The 16,721-nt window shown below is 59.1% G+C and carries 15 protein-coding genes; 11 read left to right on the top strand and 4 right to left on the bottom strand.

The genetic code is table 11. The features are described 5' to 3' along the window. Positions 1–368: 368 nt before the first annotated feature. From BGC09_RS20590 to BGC09_RS20600, 3 genes are all read right to left on the bottom strand, one after another. Positions 369–1,289 (bottom strand): TIGR03560 family F420-dependent LLM class oxidoreductase, encoded by a 921-nt coding sequence (locus BGC09_RS20590; RefSeq protein WP_069806087.1) that lies wholly within the window; start codon positions 1,287–1,289, stop codon positions 369–371. A 51-nt stretch (positions 1,290–1,340) separates the two neighbouring features. After that, entirely contained in the window at positions 1,341–3,410 is a 2,070-nt protein-coding gene (locus BGC09_RS20595) for an arginine--tRNA ligase (protein WP_069806088.1), read from the bottom strand. Positions 3,411–3,788: 378 nt separating this feature from the next. Continuing rightward, complete coding sequence (locus BGC09_RS20600) at positions 3,789–4,376, bottom strand: acetate uptake transporter (RefSeq protein ID WP_069806089.1); 588 nt, start codon at positions 4,374–4,376, stop codon at positions 3,789–3,791. Between the two features lie 709 nt (positions 4,377–5,085). On the opposite strand from BGC09_RS20600, the gene BGC09_RS20605 reads away from it, so the two are divergent. The 4 genes from BGC09_RS20605 to BGC09_RS20620 all read left to right on the top strand — a co-directional run bounded on the left by BGC09_RS20605 (position 5,086) and on the right by BGC09_RS20620 (position 8,675). Then, a complete protein-coding gene (locus BGC09_RS20605; RefSeq protein ID WP_069806090.1) occupies positions 5,086–6,276 on the top strand; it encodes an acetyl-CoA C-acetyltransferase in 1,191 nt (396 codons plus the stop codon). Positions 6,277–6,837: 561 nt separating this feature from the next. Then, entirely contained in the window at positions 6,838–7,383 is a 546-nt protein-coding gene (locus BGC09_RS23590; protein ID WP_369695712.1) for an outer membrane protein assembly factor BamB family protein, read from the top strand. Beyond that, positions 7,301–7,810, top strand: a complete 510-nt coding sequence (locus BGC09_RS20615) for an outer membrane protein assembly factor BamB family protein (RefSeq protein WP_245688610.1) — start codon at positions 7,301–7,303, stop codon at positions 7,808–7,810. The genes BGC09_RS23590 and BGC09_RS20615 overlap by 83 nt, the downstream gene beginning before the upstream one ends. A gap of 28 nt (positions 7,811–7,838) precedes the next feature. Beyond that, positions 7,839–8,675, top strand: a complete 837-nt coding sequence (locus BGC09_RS20620) for an LLM class flavin-dependent oxidoreductase (protein ID WP_069806093.1) — start codon at positions 7,839–7,841, stop codon at positions 8,673–8,675. 77 nt (positions 8,676–8,752) lie between these two features. On the opposite strand, the gene BGC09_RS20625 is transcribed toward BGC09_RS20620, so the two are convergent. Beyond that, positions 8,753–9,676, bottom strand: a complete 924-nt coding sequence (locus tag BGC09_RS20625; protein WP_069806094.1) for a prenyltransferase — start codon at positions 9,674–9,676, stop codon at positions 8,753–8,755. A 686-nt stretch (positions 9,677–10,362) separates the two neighbouring features. Here BGC09_RS20625 and BGC09_RS20630 point away from each other — a divergent pair. From BGC09_RS20630 to BGC09_RS20655, 7 genes are all read left to right on the top strand, one after another. Continuing rightward, positions 10,363–11,202, top strand: coding sequence for a heme NO-binding domain-containing protein (locus BGC09_RS20630; protein WP_069806095.1), 840 nt, complete (start codon positions 10,363–10,365; stop codon positions 11,200–11,202). Between the two features lie 814 nt (positions 11,203–12,016). Further along, positions 12,017–12,658, top strand: a complete 642-nt coding sequence (locus tag BGC09_RS20635; protein ID WP_069806096.1) for a Chromate resistance protein ChrB — start codon at positions 12,017–12,019, stop codon at positions 12,656–12,658. Between the two features lie 214 nt (positions 12,659–12,872). Beyond that, the gene (locus BGC09_RS23040; protein ID WP_176728994.1) at positions 12,873–13,037 is read left to right on the top strand and encodes a hypothetical protein; all 165 of its coding nucleotides are present in this window, start codon (positions 12,873–12,875) and stop codon (positions 13,035–13,037) included. Between the two features lie 561 nt (positions 13,038–13,598). Next, on the top strand, positions 13,599–14,468 hold the full coding sequence (locus BGC09_RS20640; RefSeq protein ID WP_141727890.1) for an NUDIX hydrolase: 870 nt from the start codon (positions 13,599–13,601) through the stop codon (positions 14,466–14,468). A 174-nt stretch (positions 14,469–14,642) separates the two neighbouring features. Continuing rightward, the gene (locus BGC09_RS20645; protein WP_069806098.1) at positions 14,643–15,224 is read left to right on the top strand and encodes a cob(I)yrinic acid a,c-diamide adenosyltransferase; all 582 of its coding nucleotides are present in this window, start codon (positions 14,643–14,645) and stop codon (positions 15,222–15,224) included. A gap of 125 nt (positions 15,225–15,349) precedes the next feature. After that, a complete protein-coding gene (locus BGC09_RS20650; protein WP_069806099.1) occupies positions 15,350–15,940 on the top strand; it encodes an RNA polymerase sigma factor in 591 nt (196 codons plus the stop codon). After that, positions 15,937–16,721: hypothetical protein (locus BGC09_RS20655; protein ID WP_141727891.1), on the top strand; the 785-nt coding region annotated here is incomplete at its 3' end. The genes BGC09_RS20650 and BGC09_RS20655, both read left to right, overlap by 4 nt.

Here is a 16,721-nt window from a genome sequence, read left to right on the forward strand (position 1 = left end):
TCACTTGCAGAGGAGATTGGCTTTTTCTGGGCCACGCGCGTCGTCCTTCCCTGTGCTATTTGTGCCTCGATGAAAGAAAAACTGCGACCGCAGCAATGCCGCTTTTCGTAACCATTATAGCTCTTGCTCTCAGGCCAGGCAACCGCCAGGCCCCACGCTGACAGCCGCATACTCCTTTCATTCACTACTACTACCACGCCGATGGCAGAGATAGAGAGACGCCCCCCCGGCCAGTTCCTACCGTCAGCAGCTCCGCTGTCCTCCTCCTCTTCTTTCCCTCCTGCATCCTCCAGCCGCTTGCCTCTTCTGCGGGCGAGGCGGCAGTCAGAAGCAGCCCCCAGGTCGGTGGGCAAGGCCAGCGAGATCCTTCATCGCTTCTCCGTCTCGGGCTGCCGTTCTGGCGCCGCTTCAGCTTCTTCTTGGAGCGGAAGCACGACCTCTTCGGCCAGACGGGCGACGATCCCCGGTGGATAAGGTGGGCGCAGGTTGAGAATCAGGTGCGTGGCACCTGCTTCAATGAAGGTCCGCACCGTTGAGCGGAGAGCCGCCAGCGGATGGGCCAGATCGACAGAGAACTGAATGGAGCGTTCGATCTCCTGGGGATTGCGCCCGATGGCCGCACAGTGGGCATCTAGCACGGCTTGCTTGCGGCGAAATTCGTCTACGTCGCTGCCGTTATAGTTCCAGATCGAGGCATAGCGCGCTACCACCCGTAGCGTCAGGCGCTCGCCGCTGCCGCCAATGACGAAAGGCGGGTGGGGTTTCTGCTGCGGCTTCGGCTCGCACGGCGCCTCATACAAGCGGTAGTAGTTGCCATCGAAGGTAACGCGCGGCTCTGTCCAGAGCCGCTTGATGACCTCACAGGCCTCGCCCAGACGTCGAATACGCTCGCCCGTGGAGTAGAAGGGCAGGCCGTAGGCCCGGTGCTCGCGCTCAAACCAGGCTGCTCCCAGCCCAAAGTCGAGCCGCCCCCCTGAGATTAGATCGAGCGTCGCGCCCATCCTGGCCAGGACGGCAGGATGGCGATAGGTATTGCCGGCTACCATTAGCCCGAGGCGCAGTCGCTGCGTCTGCGCCGCCAGGGCCGTCAGTAGGGTCCAGCCTTCCAGGATGGGGCCTTGACTCTGCTCTTCTGGCCCTAGCGGGATAAAATGGTCGAAGAGCCAGGCATGCTCAAAAGCCGGTTGGGTATCTGCCTCTTGCCAGACCCGCCGGATCTCTTCATAGCTTACAAACTGCTGCGCCGTCTTGAGGCCGAAGCGCAGCCTTCCCCTTCTCGCTGCTGCCATTGTGTTACCTGTTCTTTCTACCCGGTGCTTGTGGCGCGCTGCCTTAGCGGCTCAGACACGCTCTAAAGGAATGAAGCCGAGGGTGCGCAGGACATTATTCATCACCTGGGCGGTGGTTCGCACAATCCAGGCACGGAAGGCTTTGACGCGCTGGTCCTCTTCCTTGACAATGGGAGGCGTATGCTCATAGAAATCACTGAAGTGAGCGGCCAGATCGTAGGCATAGGCCGCTAGCAGATTGGGGGCCAGATGGCTGGTCGCCTCTGCCAGGCGACGCGGGTAGGCGTCGATATGACGCAGCAACTCCCACTCACTCTGCTCCAGAGCCGATGGCAGCTCCTCCAACTGCTCCGCGACCTCATAGCCGCTCTCCTGCAGCCGGCGCAGAATACTATTGGCGCGCGCATAGGCATACTGAAGATAGACCCCCGTGTCCCCCGTTGGCCGGAGCACTTCCTCCATATCAAGGGCAATCACCTGCTGCAGGCTAAAACGGATCATAAAGTAACGGATCGCCGAAGCTCCCAGAATAGCCGCGGTCTCATCGGGTAGGTCTGGCTTGACCTCTTTCATACGCGCGATGGCCGCATTGATCAGGTCGTCAGCCTTGATCTCAAGACCTTTGCGCCCCGACATCGGATAGAACTCGCGTCCATCGGAGGTATCTATTCCCAGACTGGCAGCGGTCGCTGCGGAGAGGGTGACGATCTCATAGGCGAGGTGAGTCGAGTTCTTGGCCTGTTCCTCATAACCGAGGCGGCGCAAGCTCTCGTAGACCACCTGCTGGGCATAGGACTGGCGTACGTCGATGACGTTAATGACACGCTGAGCGTGGCCAAAACGCAGGGGATCGCCCTCGCTGCTCGCCTCCTCCCGGAGGGCCGGGGTGCGCATGGTCCAGAGCAGGCGCCCATCATGCTGGCGGCCCCACGGCACAAAGGTGAAGTGGACATCGAAGGCCGGATCATCGGTCAGACCGAACTTCCAAAGCTGGTAGGCGATATCCTTGGCGGTGTAGGTCGCCGTTCCATCGCTCTTGACCAGCACCTTGTCCAGTGTGTGCTCACTCTCCTCGTCCTGGGACTCGTTTTCGCCAAACGGCAGAATCCAACAACCAGCCAGCTTGCCGCTCTCAGGACGCCGCAGCAGGCCGCGATTTTTCAGGACCTCGAAGGTTTTTTTCCAGAGGCCGCTGTGAAGGATAGCTGACTCCCAGGTGAGCAGGTCATAGGAGATATTCAGCCGGGACATGGTCTTCAGGTGAGCCTGCACGATGCGCTGGGAGAGGTCGGCGGCCAGGGCTGCATAATCTGTCCCTTCCTCTGACTGCCCGGTTGCGGCCTCGCTGCCACGCTCAATGGCCTGCAGCACCGCGCGACGCCGCTCCAGCAGCTCCGGCTGCTCGTCGTAAGCCTTGCCTACCGCGACATAGACCCGTGAGCAGTAGTAGTCAAACGGCTCGCCTGGCAGAGGTTCATCACCGTCGGGAAGGTGGAGTCGCCCCTCCTTGAGGAGGGCGAAACCGACAACGACGTCGGCCACCTGCACTCCAGTATCATCGATGTAGTTCTGGGCCTCAACCTGGTAGCCCTGAGTCCGTAGCATACGGGCCAGGGTGTCCCCTAAGCACGAGTTCCGCAGGTGACCAACATGAGCCGCTTTGTTGCTGTTGATATTCGTATGCTCGACCACTACCTTGGTGCCCACCCCTGTCTCGCTCTGCCCAAAGTCAGGGCCAGCCTCCAGCACGCGCACCATGATGTCACGACTCACCAGCGGGCGGTTAAGGCGAAAGTTGAGATAGCCCGGGCGCGTGGCAGTGACTTCCTGCAGCGTCGCTAGATTCAGGGAGCGCAGATAGTCGGCCAGGGCCTCGGCGATGACCAGCGGTGGCCGCCCCAGGCGATTCTTCGCGGCCCACGACATGAGTGGAACGGAGTAGTCCCCGAAGCTGGCCTGAGCAGAGAAGCCCAGGTCGATGGGGAGTTCCTCAACAGGATAATCGATCTGTTCCCGGGCCAGGTAGCTCCTCGCCGCTTTTCTAACCAGTGCGCTGAGATACTCATGGAGATCTCTCGGTGCCGCTTCGGCGGTTTCCTGTGCCTCTGTGCTTGTTGTCATACGGCCTCACTAAACAATCCGCAACACGGACGAATGAAGTAGCGTGATTCTAGAGTGAACGTTTGCGTTACACTATAGCGTAGCTCTCTCGCCCGGTCAAGGCCCGGGGGACCAGTCCATCTTCTTGGCCGCGCCCTCTCGAGGACAGGCAGAGAGCCGTACCGACCGGGGAGAGGTCGATGAGCATACGGGCACACTACCCAGAGGGATAGAGGGAGAGCAGGAGAACCGCCAGGAAATACTTCATTGGGATCAGAAACAAAGGGGCGTGACAGGTGGCTGGCCTGCCACGCCACTACCACTCTTTTCTCTGCTGCGGCAATCAGAGGGACCCTGTCTTACGTACGCTCTTGTCAGTGAGCCAGCTGGCCAGACAGCTCAGGCCATTGGTCCAACCGGCAGGCGGAAGGGTCCTTGACCGCTCTCCAGGATGCCTGCCCAGGAGCGATACCAGGCCAGCAGGGCGGTCACAATGCCAAGCCAGCCGCCAACGTTTCTGATCACCGAGTTGCCGCTGAACTCAGCAATGCCCAGTACCACAAAGGTCAGGAAGAGGAAGAAGAGCACGGCCATCAGAGCCAGATCGGTGCGCAGGGCGCTCAGGAAGAAGAGCAGGGTGATCAGCCCCCAGGCCAGCATGAACCAGCCCAGAATAGGCCCGCCCACTAGCAGATGCTGCCAGACGGTAAAGCCAAAGGCCAACCAGAAGGCACCGTAGGTCGAGAAGGCCGTGGCTCCCAGGGTGTTGCGGTTGCGGAATTCCCACATGCCCGCTAGCAACTGCGCCAGGCCGCCATAGAAGAGTGCCAGACCCAGAACATCATTGATACCATTGTTGGAGACAAGACCGGCATTGACGACGCTAAGGACAAATGTGGTCAAGGCAAATGCGGCCAGGCCAAGTGGAGCGGGATTGGCAACTGCGGCGGCAGCGGGTTCGCTGCGCTCTGCTGCAATCTGGGCCATTGACGTTCCCACCTTTCTGTCGAGATATGATGATGATCAGGCACACTGTGCCTCGCTTACTGGCCCCGGTACTCAGCTCGCTCGTCGCTTCGCTGCCCGGGCCTGCGCTCTCCACAGGCGACTCTGCCTGCTACCTACCAGGTAGGAGGTCGCCATCACCAGATGTCGCAAACACCTTCTATCCGCCTCGCACTCGCTCAGGTGCGCTCTCACCTACAAGCTTCCAGAAACAGGCATATCCCTATTTACGGATGAGATTGGCGCCCAGTAGCCCCCTTTCTGCAGTTGGCTATTGCTCAGTAATTATGGCCGCATCAGAGGAGTAGTGTATGTGATTATTATAACACATTTCGCGGGCAGACGGAACGTGGTTCTATGGCTTTCTAAAGGCCAGACTGGCTCTAGTAGCCTTCCCCGCAGGCTCGCTCTTGCGATAAGGGCCAGGAGCGTGCCGCGTGAGAAGAAGTGCAGCGAGAAAGTTGCCTCGTGCCAGACCTAAGCCCTTTGTCAGATCGCTCGTCTCGCTGCAGTAGTGGTCTGGTCGTCCGTCTTCCTGGGCGCTCGCCTACCGATGTGGTACACTGGCAAGAAAGAGGAGGCGCGCCGGGGCAGGCTCACCCTCAGCGACCACCGCCTGCGCCTTCCCCATGAGCGCGTGCCAGTGCGTATACGCTGTTTTTTCCTTCACCATCAAAGATGAGGTGATTCAATGTCGCAAGATATCTTCGTTATTGCAGGAGCACGCACACCGGTCGGCGTCTTGCAAGGCTCCCTCTCGGAAATCAGCGCTATCGATCTGGGTGTGATCGCCGCCAAAGAGGCCTTGCGACGAAGCAAGGTTGAGCCAGGGCTGGTTGATCAGGTGGTGATGGGCAACGTGCTGCAGACCAGCAAGGACGCCATCTATTTTGCTCGCCACGTTGCCTTGAAGGCCGGCCTCCCAATCGAGGTGCCAGCTTTGACGGTCAATCGCTTGTGCGGCTCGGGCTTGCAGGCCATTGTGAGCGCGGCCCAGCTCCTTTTGCTCGGCGAGGGCCAGATCGCCCTGGCCGGGGGAGCAGAGAATATGACCCAGGCTCCCCACGTGATTCGCGGCGCCCGCTTTGGGTTTAAGCTGGGTCAGGCTCCGCAGTTGGAAGATAGCCTCTGGGAGGCTCTGATCGATACGTATATTGGCTGCGGTATGGCCATGACGGCGGAGAATCTGGCCGAGCGCTACGGGTTGACGCGCGAGGAGGTCGATGCTTATGCGCTGCGTAGCCAGGTGGCGGCTCGCCGCGCTCAGCAAACCGGCTGGCTGGCAGAGGAGATTATCCCGGTCACAGTCCGGGATCGCAAGGGCCATCCGCTAGAATTTAGCCAGGACGAAGGTATTCGCGATACTTCAATGGAGGCTCTGGCAAAGTTGCCAGCTCGCTTTCGCGAGGGCGGGGTGGTGACTGCTGGTAATGCCAGCGGGATTAACGATGCGGGCGCCTGTGTGGTCCTGGCAACCGAGGAGGCTGTGAAGCGCCACAACTTGCAGCCAATGGCGCGTCTGGTCTCCTGGAGCGTGGTGGGCGTGCCTCCCGAGATTATGGGCATTGGTCCGGCCCCCGCAATTCGTCAGGCGCTTAAACGGGCCGATCTGCGCCTGGAGGATATGGACCGTATCGAGGTCAACGAGGCTTTTGCTGCCCAGTATCTGGCGGTGGAGAAGGAACTGGGCCTGCCACGCGAGAAGACGAATGTGAATGGAGGAGGCATTTCAATCGGTCACCCGCTGGCCGCCAGCGGTGCTCGTTTGACGATTACGCTGTTGCACGAGCTGCGTCGCCATCATTTGAAGTATGGGGTGGCTTCGCTCTGCATCGGCGGTGGTCAGGGCATTGCCGCCGTTTTCGAGAATGTTGCCCCTTGAAACAGACCGGAAGCGATAGCTGGCTATGGCCCTACTGCTTTGGCGCTGGCGCTCCTACCTTCTCCAAGCCAGGGATGGAGCGTCAGCGACAAAGGATTTGTTTCTCGCTATTTGTAATAATAGTGGAGGGCTGTACCGACTTCGCTCTCGCATGCCTAAGCAAGCATTGGAGGAGACAGCAGGGCCATGTACCCATCCTACCATCGCTTCTTCGCTGACGATTCGTCTTCTTTTGGTTCCACCAGAGACTCCCCGGTTCCTCCTCCTTCAGCAGCTGAGTCGCAAGCTGAGGCCGGGCCACGATCATTGCCCGCGTCTGCAGATGAGCTTGAGCTTGTTCCTCTGCCCAGTGCCTCACGGGGGCCGTTCCCCTGGCTGCGCTGGTGGGAAGAGGCTCGTTCCCGCTGCTGGCTCTTGAGCGGTGCCTTTTCCCAGTTCCTGCCTTCTTCGCCTTTCGTGGCCAATGGAGTGGTCTATATCAGCGGCTCTTGCTTTGCTGCTTCTCTAGCAGTGACCCCACGTGCCAGCCTTCCTTGTATTCCAGGCCCTGGGGTCAGGACAATGGTAGCGGCTGTACGCGCCAGCGATGGCCATCTGCTCTGGCAGCGGGTAGAGGCAGGCCGCCTCTCCGCGAATACGCTCATTGATGGGAAGCTCTATCTGGTCCACTCGTTGACCTCAGCAGCGTTGATCGAGGCCTTGGAGGCCAGGACAGGACAGGTTCTTTGGCAACGGCATCTTTCTGCCTCACTGAGTGGGGTGCTGGTGGGCGATCAGGTGGATCAGGTGGTGGTGGCCCTCCCTCTGGGAGCACAGCAGCAGCCGGAAACCCAGTTGTTCGCACTGCGGCTTGATGATGGCCAGCCTCTCTGGAGCCAGATGCTTCCAGGCTCTTTGAGGCCCGTCTTGGAGGAGCAGGGTCGTATCTATCTGGCCACGGATGCCCAGGGGGCAAGCGCGTCCTTACCGGAAACGTTGCTCTGCCAATTGGATAGCCGGAGCGGCGCCCCGCACTGGCAGCAAGTTGTATGCGCTGACCGATGTGGCCAAGACCGCGCCCGGCAATGCCTATGGCGGCGATGTGACCCTGCTCCTGGCTCTCGATGAGAAGAACGGTCAGTTGCTCTGGCAGTGCCCTGTGAACGAGGGACTCTCTCTTGCTATCCTTGCCCAGGAGCACAATGGCATGTTCTATCTAGCTCTGGAGCGTCAGGATCAGCTACAGGCGCAGCTGATGGCAGTCTCTATCAGCGATGGTCAACCGCTCTGGCAACAGCGTTACCTTGGCCAGGGGTTGATTAGCGCTCAGCCGAACGGTACGATGTTGTATGCCGCTGTGAATGATAACGCGGTGCTGGCCCTCGATGGCACTACCGGTCAGCTTCGCTGGCGGACACGTTTCGATGACAATATCAGGGATATGGCCCTGGCGCAGACCAATCCACTGCAGCTCTATGTCACTACCTCTAGCGGACAACTGGCAGCCCTCGATAGCAGCAGCGGTCGCCTGCACTGGTTGCTCTCGTTGGCCTGAGTAGCATTTGCCCCATAGGGAGAAATGTATGCACTATGGATTAACATTACCTTTATCTGGCATCGATGGCTCTATTGAACGCCTGGTTGACTATGCCTGTGCCGCCGAGGCTGCCGGCTGGGACGGCGTCTTTTTGGAGGATTACCTGGTCTACTGGGAGGGGACACAGGTGACGTTTGATCCCTGGCTGGCCCTGACAGCAATCGCTATGCGCACCAGTCGGATACGCCTCGGGATCACAGTGGTGCCGCTCCCAGTTCGCCAGCCCTGGAAAGTGGCTCGCGAGGCAGTGACGCTTGATCACCTCTCTCAGGGTCGGTTGATCCTGGGCTGCGGATTGGGCGACCTGCAAGATTCCTACTTTGGAGAGAACAGCGACTTGAAGCAGCGAGGGGCTATGTTGGACGAAGGGCTGACGGTTCTGGCGGGACTGCTCAGTGGAGAGCCTTTCTCTTACCAGGGGACTTACTACCAGGTGCGGCCTCTTACTTTTAGGCCAACGCCGTTCCAGCAACCACGCATACCGATTTGGATCGGTGGTTTCTGGCCCCGGCGCGCGCCAGCTCGCCGAGCCGCGCGCTGGGATGGTTTTTGTCCCGCAAAGTTGTCCACCAACGGCGAGTTTGAGCCATTCACACCTGCCGAGATTGCCGCTATCAGAAGTTTTCTGTTGAACGAGCGCGCCAGCCTGGATGGCTTTGATCTTGTGACCGGCGGCATCAGTCCCCACGACCGCCTACAGGCCAGAACCCAGGCCCAGCAGTTCGCGGAGGCTGGGGCCACCTGGTGGATCGAGTTTGTCCAGCTTGCATCAAGCAATGCGCAGGAGCTCCTGCAGTACATCCAACAGGGACCCCCTGCCTAAGACAATCTTTTCCACTTCACCCGTTTCCCCTTCCTCTGACTGGTCCACTATGGCCACACTATGCTTGCTCTCTCGCTTCAAAGATGCGTGAAGCCTCGCACGAGGAGGGCCAGCACCAGCAGAAGGACCGCGAGCAGGTTGCTGCTCATGTTCTGAGCCATGAGGGCCAGATATTGCTTCAGCTCCCCCCGGCTCCGCCGTAGAACCAGGTAGACAGGGATGACAGTAAGGGCCGCCAGGATGCTATACCAGGGGAAGACCCCAAGGAGAACGTCGATGATGATGAGTAAGGCTGTGAGACCCAGCAGCACCGCTCCCAACTGTCGCGCTCTCTCTTCACCAAGAAGTACTACCGGCGTTTTTTTCGCCGCCTGGCGATCAGCTCGCCAATGGAGAAAATGATGGAAATATAACACAAGAGTGGTGTAGAGACCCACAGGCAAGGCAGCTAGAATAGCAGATACACTAATATTCCCTGCTTGAACGTAGTAGGCTCCTACCAGGGGAAGTAGACCAAATGAGAGGAAAATGTCTAGTTCTCCAAGACCACGGCCAATATAGGCGAGACGCAAGGGGGGTGCGACATAAAAGAAAGCCAGCAGGAAGCCAGCCCCCGCCAGGACAAGAACCCAGGGACGCCAGAGACTGAGAATGAGACCACATAGTAAGGCTACGGCAAAGAGAAGTACCCAGAGCCGGCGATATTCGGCCAGCGAGGCACTGCCACTGAAGAGGGCCTGTGAACCAGTGACGAGCGCCTCGCCCTGGCTCTGCAGCTGCTGTGCCTGGGCATCAGTGCCCGCAGTGAAGTCAAAGACGTCATTAACTACGTTGGCGCCGAGATGGGCCGCCAGTGCTCCTATCAGGGTGAGCAGGAAGAGACCCCACTGGAAGCTGTAGCCCTCCTGCCAGGCCAGCACGGCCCCCAGGACTACCGGGGCCACCATGACGGGCAACGTACGGGCCCGCGTCACCCGCGCCCAGATGCGTAACTTTTCCATAGGTCAACGATCGCACCTCCCTGAGATTTACTTTTTCTTGCTCCTCGCTTTTCTTCGGCCCGCAACCGCTCCTTGCCCAGGTCAGAGCGCCATCCGGCTGCCTTGTCAGACACTCGCTCTTGACCGCCAGCAACGCTAGTATAACACGCTACCAGGCTGCAGGCACAAGAGCCAGGTCTTTTCCTTTATCGCAGGCCGCTTCTTCCTCTGTTGTCAAATGATACACAAGACATTTCATGAGTTGACATAAAAATCTGATTAAATATTCTTGTATAATATCCTTTTCTATATTGCTAAGACAAAGAGAGAAACATATAATATCATTGTGTCAAGAAATCGCCGCAAGCGAGAGATGTTGGACGGTGACAGGTCCTGCTCTGTCCTTCCTGGAAAGGAGTAGAGAAAAGAGGAGATCGAGAGGCTGACAGGCCGACTATCAATGCTGTCTGGAAGACTTTTTTTGGTCTAGGAAAGCCGACAAAGACAACAAAATAATCCTTCTCAATAAACATGCTCAAAGACGTTCTCTAGTCATGCTTCACGAGGAGCGCGTTTTCGCGAGCGGCCCTGCAGAGAGGCAGGAAGAGGAGCAGACAAGTGGCAAGGCCCGAGAGGAAGGAAGGTAGGCAGGTCAGGCTCGCTGTACCCAGACCTGCCATGAGGTTCTGTCTGGAGGAAGGTGTATTATGCAAGGGTTAATCGTTGTGACGTGGGAGCGGTATCTCTACGAGCGCTTCGGCAAAGAATTTCTAGAGGTCTACCGCAAAGCCATCGGTTTACAGAGCCACACCGTTCCATTGGCAAGTCGCATCTACAAAGATGAGCAGTGGCTGATCGGCGTCGAGGCCGCCAGCAAGCTAACGAAGCTTAGCCCTGATACGCTCCTCCGCGAATATGGGCGGTACTTCTTGCTCAATGGCCTCACAGGGCACTTCTGCGCCTACCTGTTAAGCCAGGTACGCAGCGGGCGTGCGCTCCTACTGGCCATGCGCGATGCCCATGCGCAGATGCGGCGCGCCTCACCTCAGCTCATTCCGCCGATCTTTCGCTATGAGAGCATTTCCAGCAACCCCAATGAGTTGCTGCTCATCTATGACAGTCCCCGCCATCTCTGTTCTTTGCTGTGGGGCACCATTGAAGGGGCTGCCGAGCGCTACGGCGAAGCTGTCCGTATTATAGAGGTAGCCTGCATGAAGCATGGTGCTCCGGAGTGCAGACTAGAGGTGCAGTTTCTCTCAGGCAAGGGACAACCTGCCGAAACGCCCGCCCAGACAACCCAACGCCTCGCACGCCTGCGCCTGGCCCATCTGGTCTTGCTTGCTCTGCCCGAGCGTGAGGGTATCACGCTCCCTGAGCTGGCTGATCGGCTGCGCCAGCGCCAGGTCGAGACCGAGCAGCTGCGTCCTAGCTTCTTACTGGAGGCCCTGGAGCACCTGCAGTTTGCCGGGCTGGTGCAGAGTAACGCCGGCCAGGGCAAGGAGCTGTTCCGCCGGCGCTACTGGCGCGCTCCTACCTCGGGGAAGTAGCGCCTGGTAAGGTAGCGCGGCCTCCTCGCTTTTCTCTTGATGGCTGGCTGGCCGAAGCTCATCACTAAGCACGCATGGAGAGGACAGCCAGCCACCATCACCAGTTGCCAGACCCTCACCGCCTCCTCTGTAAGGAGCTTTGTCTGGGGATCAAAATAGTAACATATGTTACTTATTACGCGCTTCATGGCCCTGATACGTGTTTCTGACAGCAGTCCATCCAAATCAGGTCTAGCCAGCCTCGAAACTCCTTCCCCCTAGCAGCGGCAAGGGGTCAGCTTCTATCAGTAGAAATAGCTACAGAGGGGGAGATCCGTGTTGTCTCCTCTACAGAGCGAAATCGCGCTCAGGAGCAACGGTTAGCGTCAGGTCAGCTGCTCCATCTCACTTACTTGCGGCCTTTGATCAGCTTTCCCCTATGCTCCCCTGGTACCAGATTTTGCATCTTTCCCGTTTTTTTTCTGGCCCGTCTTGCCAATCCACCTGGAGGCAAGTTGCTTCACTCTCGCAATAGATCCATCGACAACGCTCATCTCTGATGCCAACAGGGCTGGATGAGGCAGGTCGGTCGAGATCAAATCAACCCCGGCGGAATTCGCCCTATGCCTCGCCTCCTTCTGCAGGACCTCGGGTGATCTCCCCTCAGCAAGAGACCGCCACTGGGGCGCCAGGCAGTGGAACCCTGGCTTCTTCTGCGCTGGCTGCCCTGGATGCTCCCCATCTCTCCTCGTGCTTGACTTCCTCTCCTTCCATCGAGTAAGATAGCAAATGCCAGTAACATATGTTACCGGCATTTCCTCCGGGGGGATAACCTATGTCTGAGCGCAGTGGTATGCGCTGGCTGCAACTGACGTATAAAGTTCCAAGTGAGCCTTCCCAAAAGCGGGTCTGGGTCTGGCGCCGTTTGCAACATCTTGGGGCCTACCCTCTCCAGCATTCGGTCTATGTCCTGCCTTTCACTGAGGAGGTTGAAAAGCAGTTCCGCCAGCTTGCCAGCGAAATACGAGAGCTGGGAGGAGAAGCCTGCCTTTTCGCCCTCGTTGCCCTTGATCCTGCCGACGAAGAGCGGATGTTGCAGACACTGCTAGAGGCTCGTCATCGCGAGTACGACCAGGTGATTCAATTGGGCGAGCGCTTCCTGGCCCATGCCGCCTCTCTGGCAGACATCGAATGTCACAGTGAGGTCATCCAGGCCGAGCTCGGTGACTGTCTTGAGAAGCTGCACGGACTCTTTCGCAGCGCACGACGTCACGATCTTCTTGGCCCATTGACCGCCGCCAAACGAGCCACGGCGGCAGAGCTGCTGGCTAGCTGCGAACAGCTGTTCCGCATTCTAGTGGAAGGGGATTATCCACGGGCCCGTCGGTTGTTAGCTCCTTATGGAGAGAAGGGAGCGAACACGGCGGAGAGGAGCCAGCAGCTCGCCGATTCTTCGAGGGTCGCTGGTCAGCTCTAGGCAGGAAGAGCTGCTCCCGGCTCCGCGCCGTAGCTGACTCTATCTATCGCCAGTCGGCTGGTGCGAGTCCTCCAGCCAAAAGGTTCAGAGATTCCAACTCTGAACTGCCCTTATCCGTATCTATAGCAGGATGAGGAATACGTGAGCAAGCAAACAGGCGCTCGCCGCTTCCTCGTAACTATTGCGCTCGCCGCTTGTGGCGGGAGGAGAGGTTATGCATTACCAATCTCGAAGGCGCGCAACAACAGGGGGCGCCAGGGTTGAAGCCCTGACGCTACGGGAGACTTTGCAACGCTATCGCCTGCTCCTGGGCTTGCTGGCAAGCGCGGCATCGGCACTAGGCACCTATCAGCTACTTCAGCTGCTGTTCGCGAAGTAATCGAAAGTAAGGCTCTAACAACGCTTAACCTCTGGTAAAGCAGGCCACTGCGGACCGGCTTCCGGTTCCGCTCCTGCTCGCTCACCAGCCAGAAATGGTGCAGACCAGGCAATTGCTCGCGGCCAAGAGGGCCTGCAGCGCGCCTCAACGGCGAGGCGGCCCGGTATTAGCTGCTGTTCCTGCGTTCACTCAGTCCTCGCTCAGATGAGCCTTCCTGCACCCCCCAGCAGGCTCCCTGATTCCCGCCCGCTGTCTCCAAACGGACCTTGCCCGCGAGAAGAGTTGTGGAGGAGGAACGTCCAGGCCAGTCGACGAGGCAGCGACAATGGCCAGGGGGCCGCGCCACGAGCGAAAGGCGGCAGGCGGGAAATGCTGAGCAGCCTTCTTCCTCTCAACCAGCTGCCTTTTTGCCTGCTATATGGCAACACTGGCTGGCCTGGGCCTGGGACCAGCAGAGAGGCGGTCTGGCGGTGGGCTTGCGTCTCTCGATGAGACCAGGTAGAATCAGCTACATATGGCCGGGTCAAAGCTTGCCGCGGACAGGGGGACACAAGAAGAAGAGTGAACACACCGCTCTCAGGGTCAAATTCTTCGATCCCTGCGCGGCCCGTGCGCGACAACAGCCCCCGCCGTTTGATGGTCACTGCCGGCGTGGTGATCTTTGCTATCCGCGATTGGACGCTGTGGGTGCTGCTGCGTGAAGGGCCGTGGGGACCGCCTATGCGCCTGGTGCTCAGTAATGAGACCGTGACCGAGGCGGTGCTTCGCACGCTGCAGGCGGTACTGCTCTGGCCCGAGGAGGCCCCCCTGCTGCAGTTAAAAGCGGGTTGGGTCGAGCAACAGGTCTATGTCTGGGGAAGCGCCGAGCAAGGCGCCGCTGTCTCCCTCATTCACAGCGTCCTCCTGCGCGCCAATCGCGATGAGCTGCGTCCCAACTTACACCGTCATCCCGTCCCAAGTCTGCGTGTCCAATGGACTCCTGTGGCCGAGGTCGAGTCTGGCCAGCGCCAGCTTGATCCGGAAGCCCGCCCCGTGCTGGAGATGGCGCTGAATACCCTGCGCTCGGAGATCCAGCGCAATCCCGAGCTGGTGCTGCGCTATCTGGCCGATATGGCCACCCCACGCCGCGATAGTATCGAGTGGTGGCGCCAGGAGACCCATACCGCTCTCAGCAAGGAGACCCGCCCGCTGCGCGCTCTCCGCGAACCCCCTAGCGGCGATGGCACGCTGACACTAGCAGAGGCGACGCTCCTCTACCGCGCATTCTTTTCTCCCGATGAGCAAATCGATCTCTCCAACCTGCGCCGCCGCTTTTTGGCCACCAATACGCTGGAACCTCTGGATGAGGAACGCCCAGTACGCGGGCGCGAGCTTGACTGGCGCCGCGTGAGCCGCGCCTATCGCTACCGCGGTCGCACCGAAGATCACTGATCTGTGCTATAGTTAGGGAGGAGCGAAGGACCGGAAGCGCTGAGGTGCTTTAGGCGCCGGTTGAATGCTCCTTTCCACCCAGATCAGATAGAGCAGCGGGGCTGGCAGGAACACGCGCGTGTGCGCGAACAGAGCAAGAGAAGGTAGGCAGACAAGAGAGGAGAGTGGCAAGCAATGGCCAAAGTGACGACCCACGGCGGCGATACAGGTTATACCGGGCTGCTTGGGGAGCAGCGCGTCCCGAAGTACGATCCGCGCCCGGAGACCTTCGGCACGGTCGATGAAGCCACATCCGCGCTTGGTCTGGCGCGCGCTGTGGCCAGGGATCAACGAGTCAAGGACCTCATCTATCGCCTCCAGCAGGATCTCTATCTACTCATGGGCGAGCTGGCTACCCCCCCAGAAAACTATGAGAAGATCGGGCTACGCATTACCGCTGAGCATGTGCAGCGCCTGGAGACCGAGGCCGAGCAGCTGAAACGCGAGGTAGAGATTCCTAACCGCTTCATTATCCCCGGCGACACACCCGATGGGGCGGCCCTTGATTTCGCTCGCACCGTGATCCGCCGCGCTGAACGCCTGGCGGTGAAACTGCTCCACGATGGTGTGATCCACAATAGCGAGGTAATCCGCTATCTGAATCGCCTTTCCGATGTGGTTTTTATCCTCGCACGCTATGTTGAGGTACGCTCTTCGCTGGCAACGTTGCCAGGCACCGAACCACGCCAGGCCCCTGACTCACCCTTAGCCGGGTAGACTACTTTCAATTGGTGGCATCCTTTTTTCCTGGCCAGATCTACCAGACTGCAACAAAACGGCTCGCCTGGGCATTACTTCCTGTGAGGGATCTAATTTTTCCTTTCACCTGGTGATGGGAACATATGAAGACTCTGGAAGATGAGTCTCGGCTGACGATCGAGGCCTGCCACGGCTCAACAGCAGCCTTCGAGGCTCTGGTACTCTATTACGAGCCGCGCATCAGGCGCATGCTCTATAGTCTCACACATGATATACAATTAACTCAGGACCTTTGCCAGGAAACGTTCCTGGCAGCTTTTCGTGCTCTGCCACGTATGAAAGGAGAGGAGCTACAGTTTGCTCCCTGGATCTATCGTATTGCCTTGAACCAGCTGCGCAGTGAGTGGCGCCGCCGCCGTCGCATCACCTGGGTTCCCTTCACCAGTCCAATGGGACAGGGCGATGATTTCTCAGAATCGCCGCCCGAGGAAGCCCTCGTCAGCGACGAGCACTTTGAGGAGCAGGTGATGGAGCGCGATCTGGTGACCCGTGTGCTGGCTCAGCTCCCTCCGGCTTCCGCGGCCTGTCTACTCCTGGACGCCGAGGGCTTCTCTTATCGCGAGATTGCCGAGATTATGCAGGATTCGCTGCCAGCTGTGCGCAGCCGCCTGGCTCGCTCACGTCAGACGTTTCAGCAGGTCTATAAGCGGCTTGATCGAGGAGGCCAGTCATGAAGCGAAAAGAGCGACCTGACTCACCATCATGTCCTCTCAGCATCCACTGTCTGCGTCTACTCGATGAGCTTGATGTGCCAACGACACCGGCAAGCGTCGAGGGCGAGTCAGCTCCCTCAACCCTCCAGGAGGACGAGTTTGAGCTCCTGAGCCGAGTGCGGCGTCACCTGCCCGAATGCCAGATCTGTTCTCGCCTCGTTGCTCAGGCTCGCCATGAGCGTGATCATCAGCGCCAACTGTTGCGCCAGTTCCTGGAAGAGGCTGAACGCCGGACCCCTTCAACTCAGGAGCTAATCATACAGGCGATCCGCTCTGGTCAGGCATCAGCTGAGGCCGGGCCGGAATCGCTGGCGACGCTCAATCACTCCGACCACGGTGGGCCGAACCAGCATCGTCGGCTTCCTTTCGCTGTGCTCAGCCGGCTGCCCGAGTTGACTGCTCAACTACCTTCCCCGGCTCGTTCACCGCGACGCTCCCCGCTCCTGGAGACCCTGGCCCTGGTGGCCGTTATCCTGATCGTGCTCCTGTCAACCGGAAGTCTCAGCTATCTCTTGCTGCGTCAGGCTTCTTCCCAGGCACCCGCCTCCTCACCCCCAACCGCCATCTCTTTGAAAGCCACTTACCAGAGCCTGGCCTGGAAGGCAATCGCGGTGATCTATCCCTCCTCCAACAACGCTGGCCACTATGTCCTTTATAATTACGATCCCTTCAACGGCCATAAGCGTCTCTTGGCCAGCACTTGTTGCGACAGCTCTTCCGCTGTTGACGGCATCGCTCACAG

Origin of the sequence: Thermogemmatispora onikobensis, assembly GCF_001748285.1 — a bacterium.
Classification (GTDB): domain Bacteria; phylum Chloroflexota; class Ktedonobacteria; order Ktedonobacterales; family Ktedonobacteraceae; genus Thermogemmatispora; species Thermogemmatispora onikobensis.

Coding starts and splice junctions, on each gene's coding strand:
- BGC09_RS20645 (WP_069806098.1), top strand. CDS start 14,643: ATGGCCAAAGTGACGACCCACGGCGGCGATACAGGTTATACCGGGCTG.
- BGC09_RS20590 (WP_069806087.1), bottom strand. CDS start 1,289: ATGGCAGCAGCGAGAAGGGGAAGGCTGCGCTTCGGCCTCAAGACGGCG.
- BGC09_RS23590 (WP_369695712.1), top strand. CDS start 6,838: ATGGTAGCGGCTGTACGCGCCAGCGATGGCCATCTGCTCTGGCAGCGG.
- BGC09_RS20650 (WP_069806099.1), top strand. CDS start 15,350: ATGAAGACTCTGGAAGATGAGTCTCGGCTGACGATCGAGGCCTGCCAC.
- BGC09_RS20605 (WP_069806090.1), top strand. CDS start 5,086: ATGTCGCAAGATATCTTCGTTATTGCAGGAGCACGCACACCGGTCGGC.
- BGC09_RS20600 (WP_069806089.1), bottom strand. CDS start 4,376: ATGGCCCAGATTGCAGCAGAGCGCAGCGAACCCGCTGCCGCCGCAGTT.
- BGC09_RS23040 (WP_176728994.1), top strand. CDS start 12,873: ATGCATTACCAATCTCGAAGGCGCGCAACAACAGGGGGCGCCAGGGTT.
- BGC09_RS20620 (WP_069806093.1), top strand. CDS start 7,839: ATGCACTATGGATTAACATTACCTTTATCTGGCATCGATGGCTCTATT.
- BGC09_RS20635 (WP_069806096.1), top strand. CDS start 12,017: ATGTCTGAGCGCAGTGGTATGCGCTGGCTGCAACTGACGTATAAAGTT.
- BGC09_RS20630 (WP_069806095.1), top strand. CDS start 10,363: ATGCAAGGGTTAATCGTTGTGACGTGGGAGCGGTATCTCTACGAGCGC.
- BGC09_RS20595 (WP_069806088.1), bottom strand. CDS start 3,410: ATGACAACAAGCACAGAGGCACAGGAAACCGCCGAAGCGGCACCGAGA.
- BGC09_RS20625 (WP_069806094.1), bottom strand. CDS start 9,676: ATGGAAAAGTTACGCATCTGGGCGCGGGTGACGCGGGCCCGTACGTTG.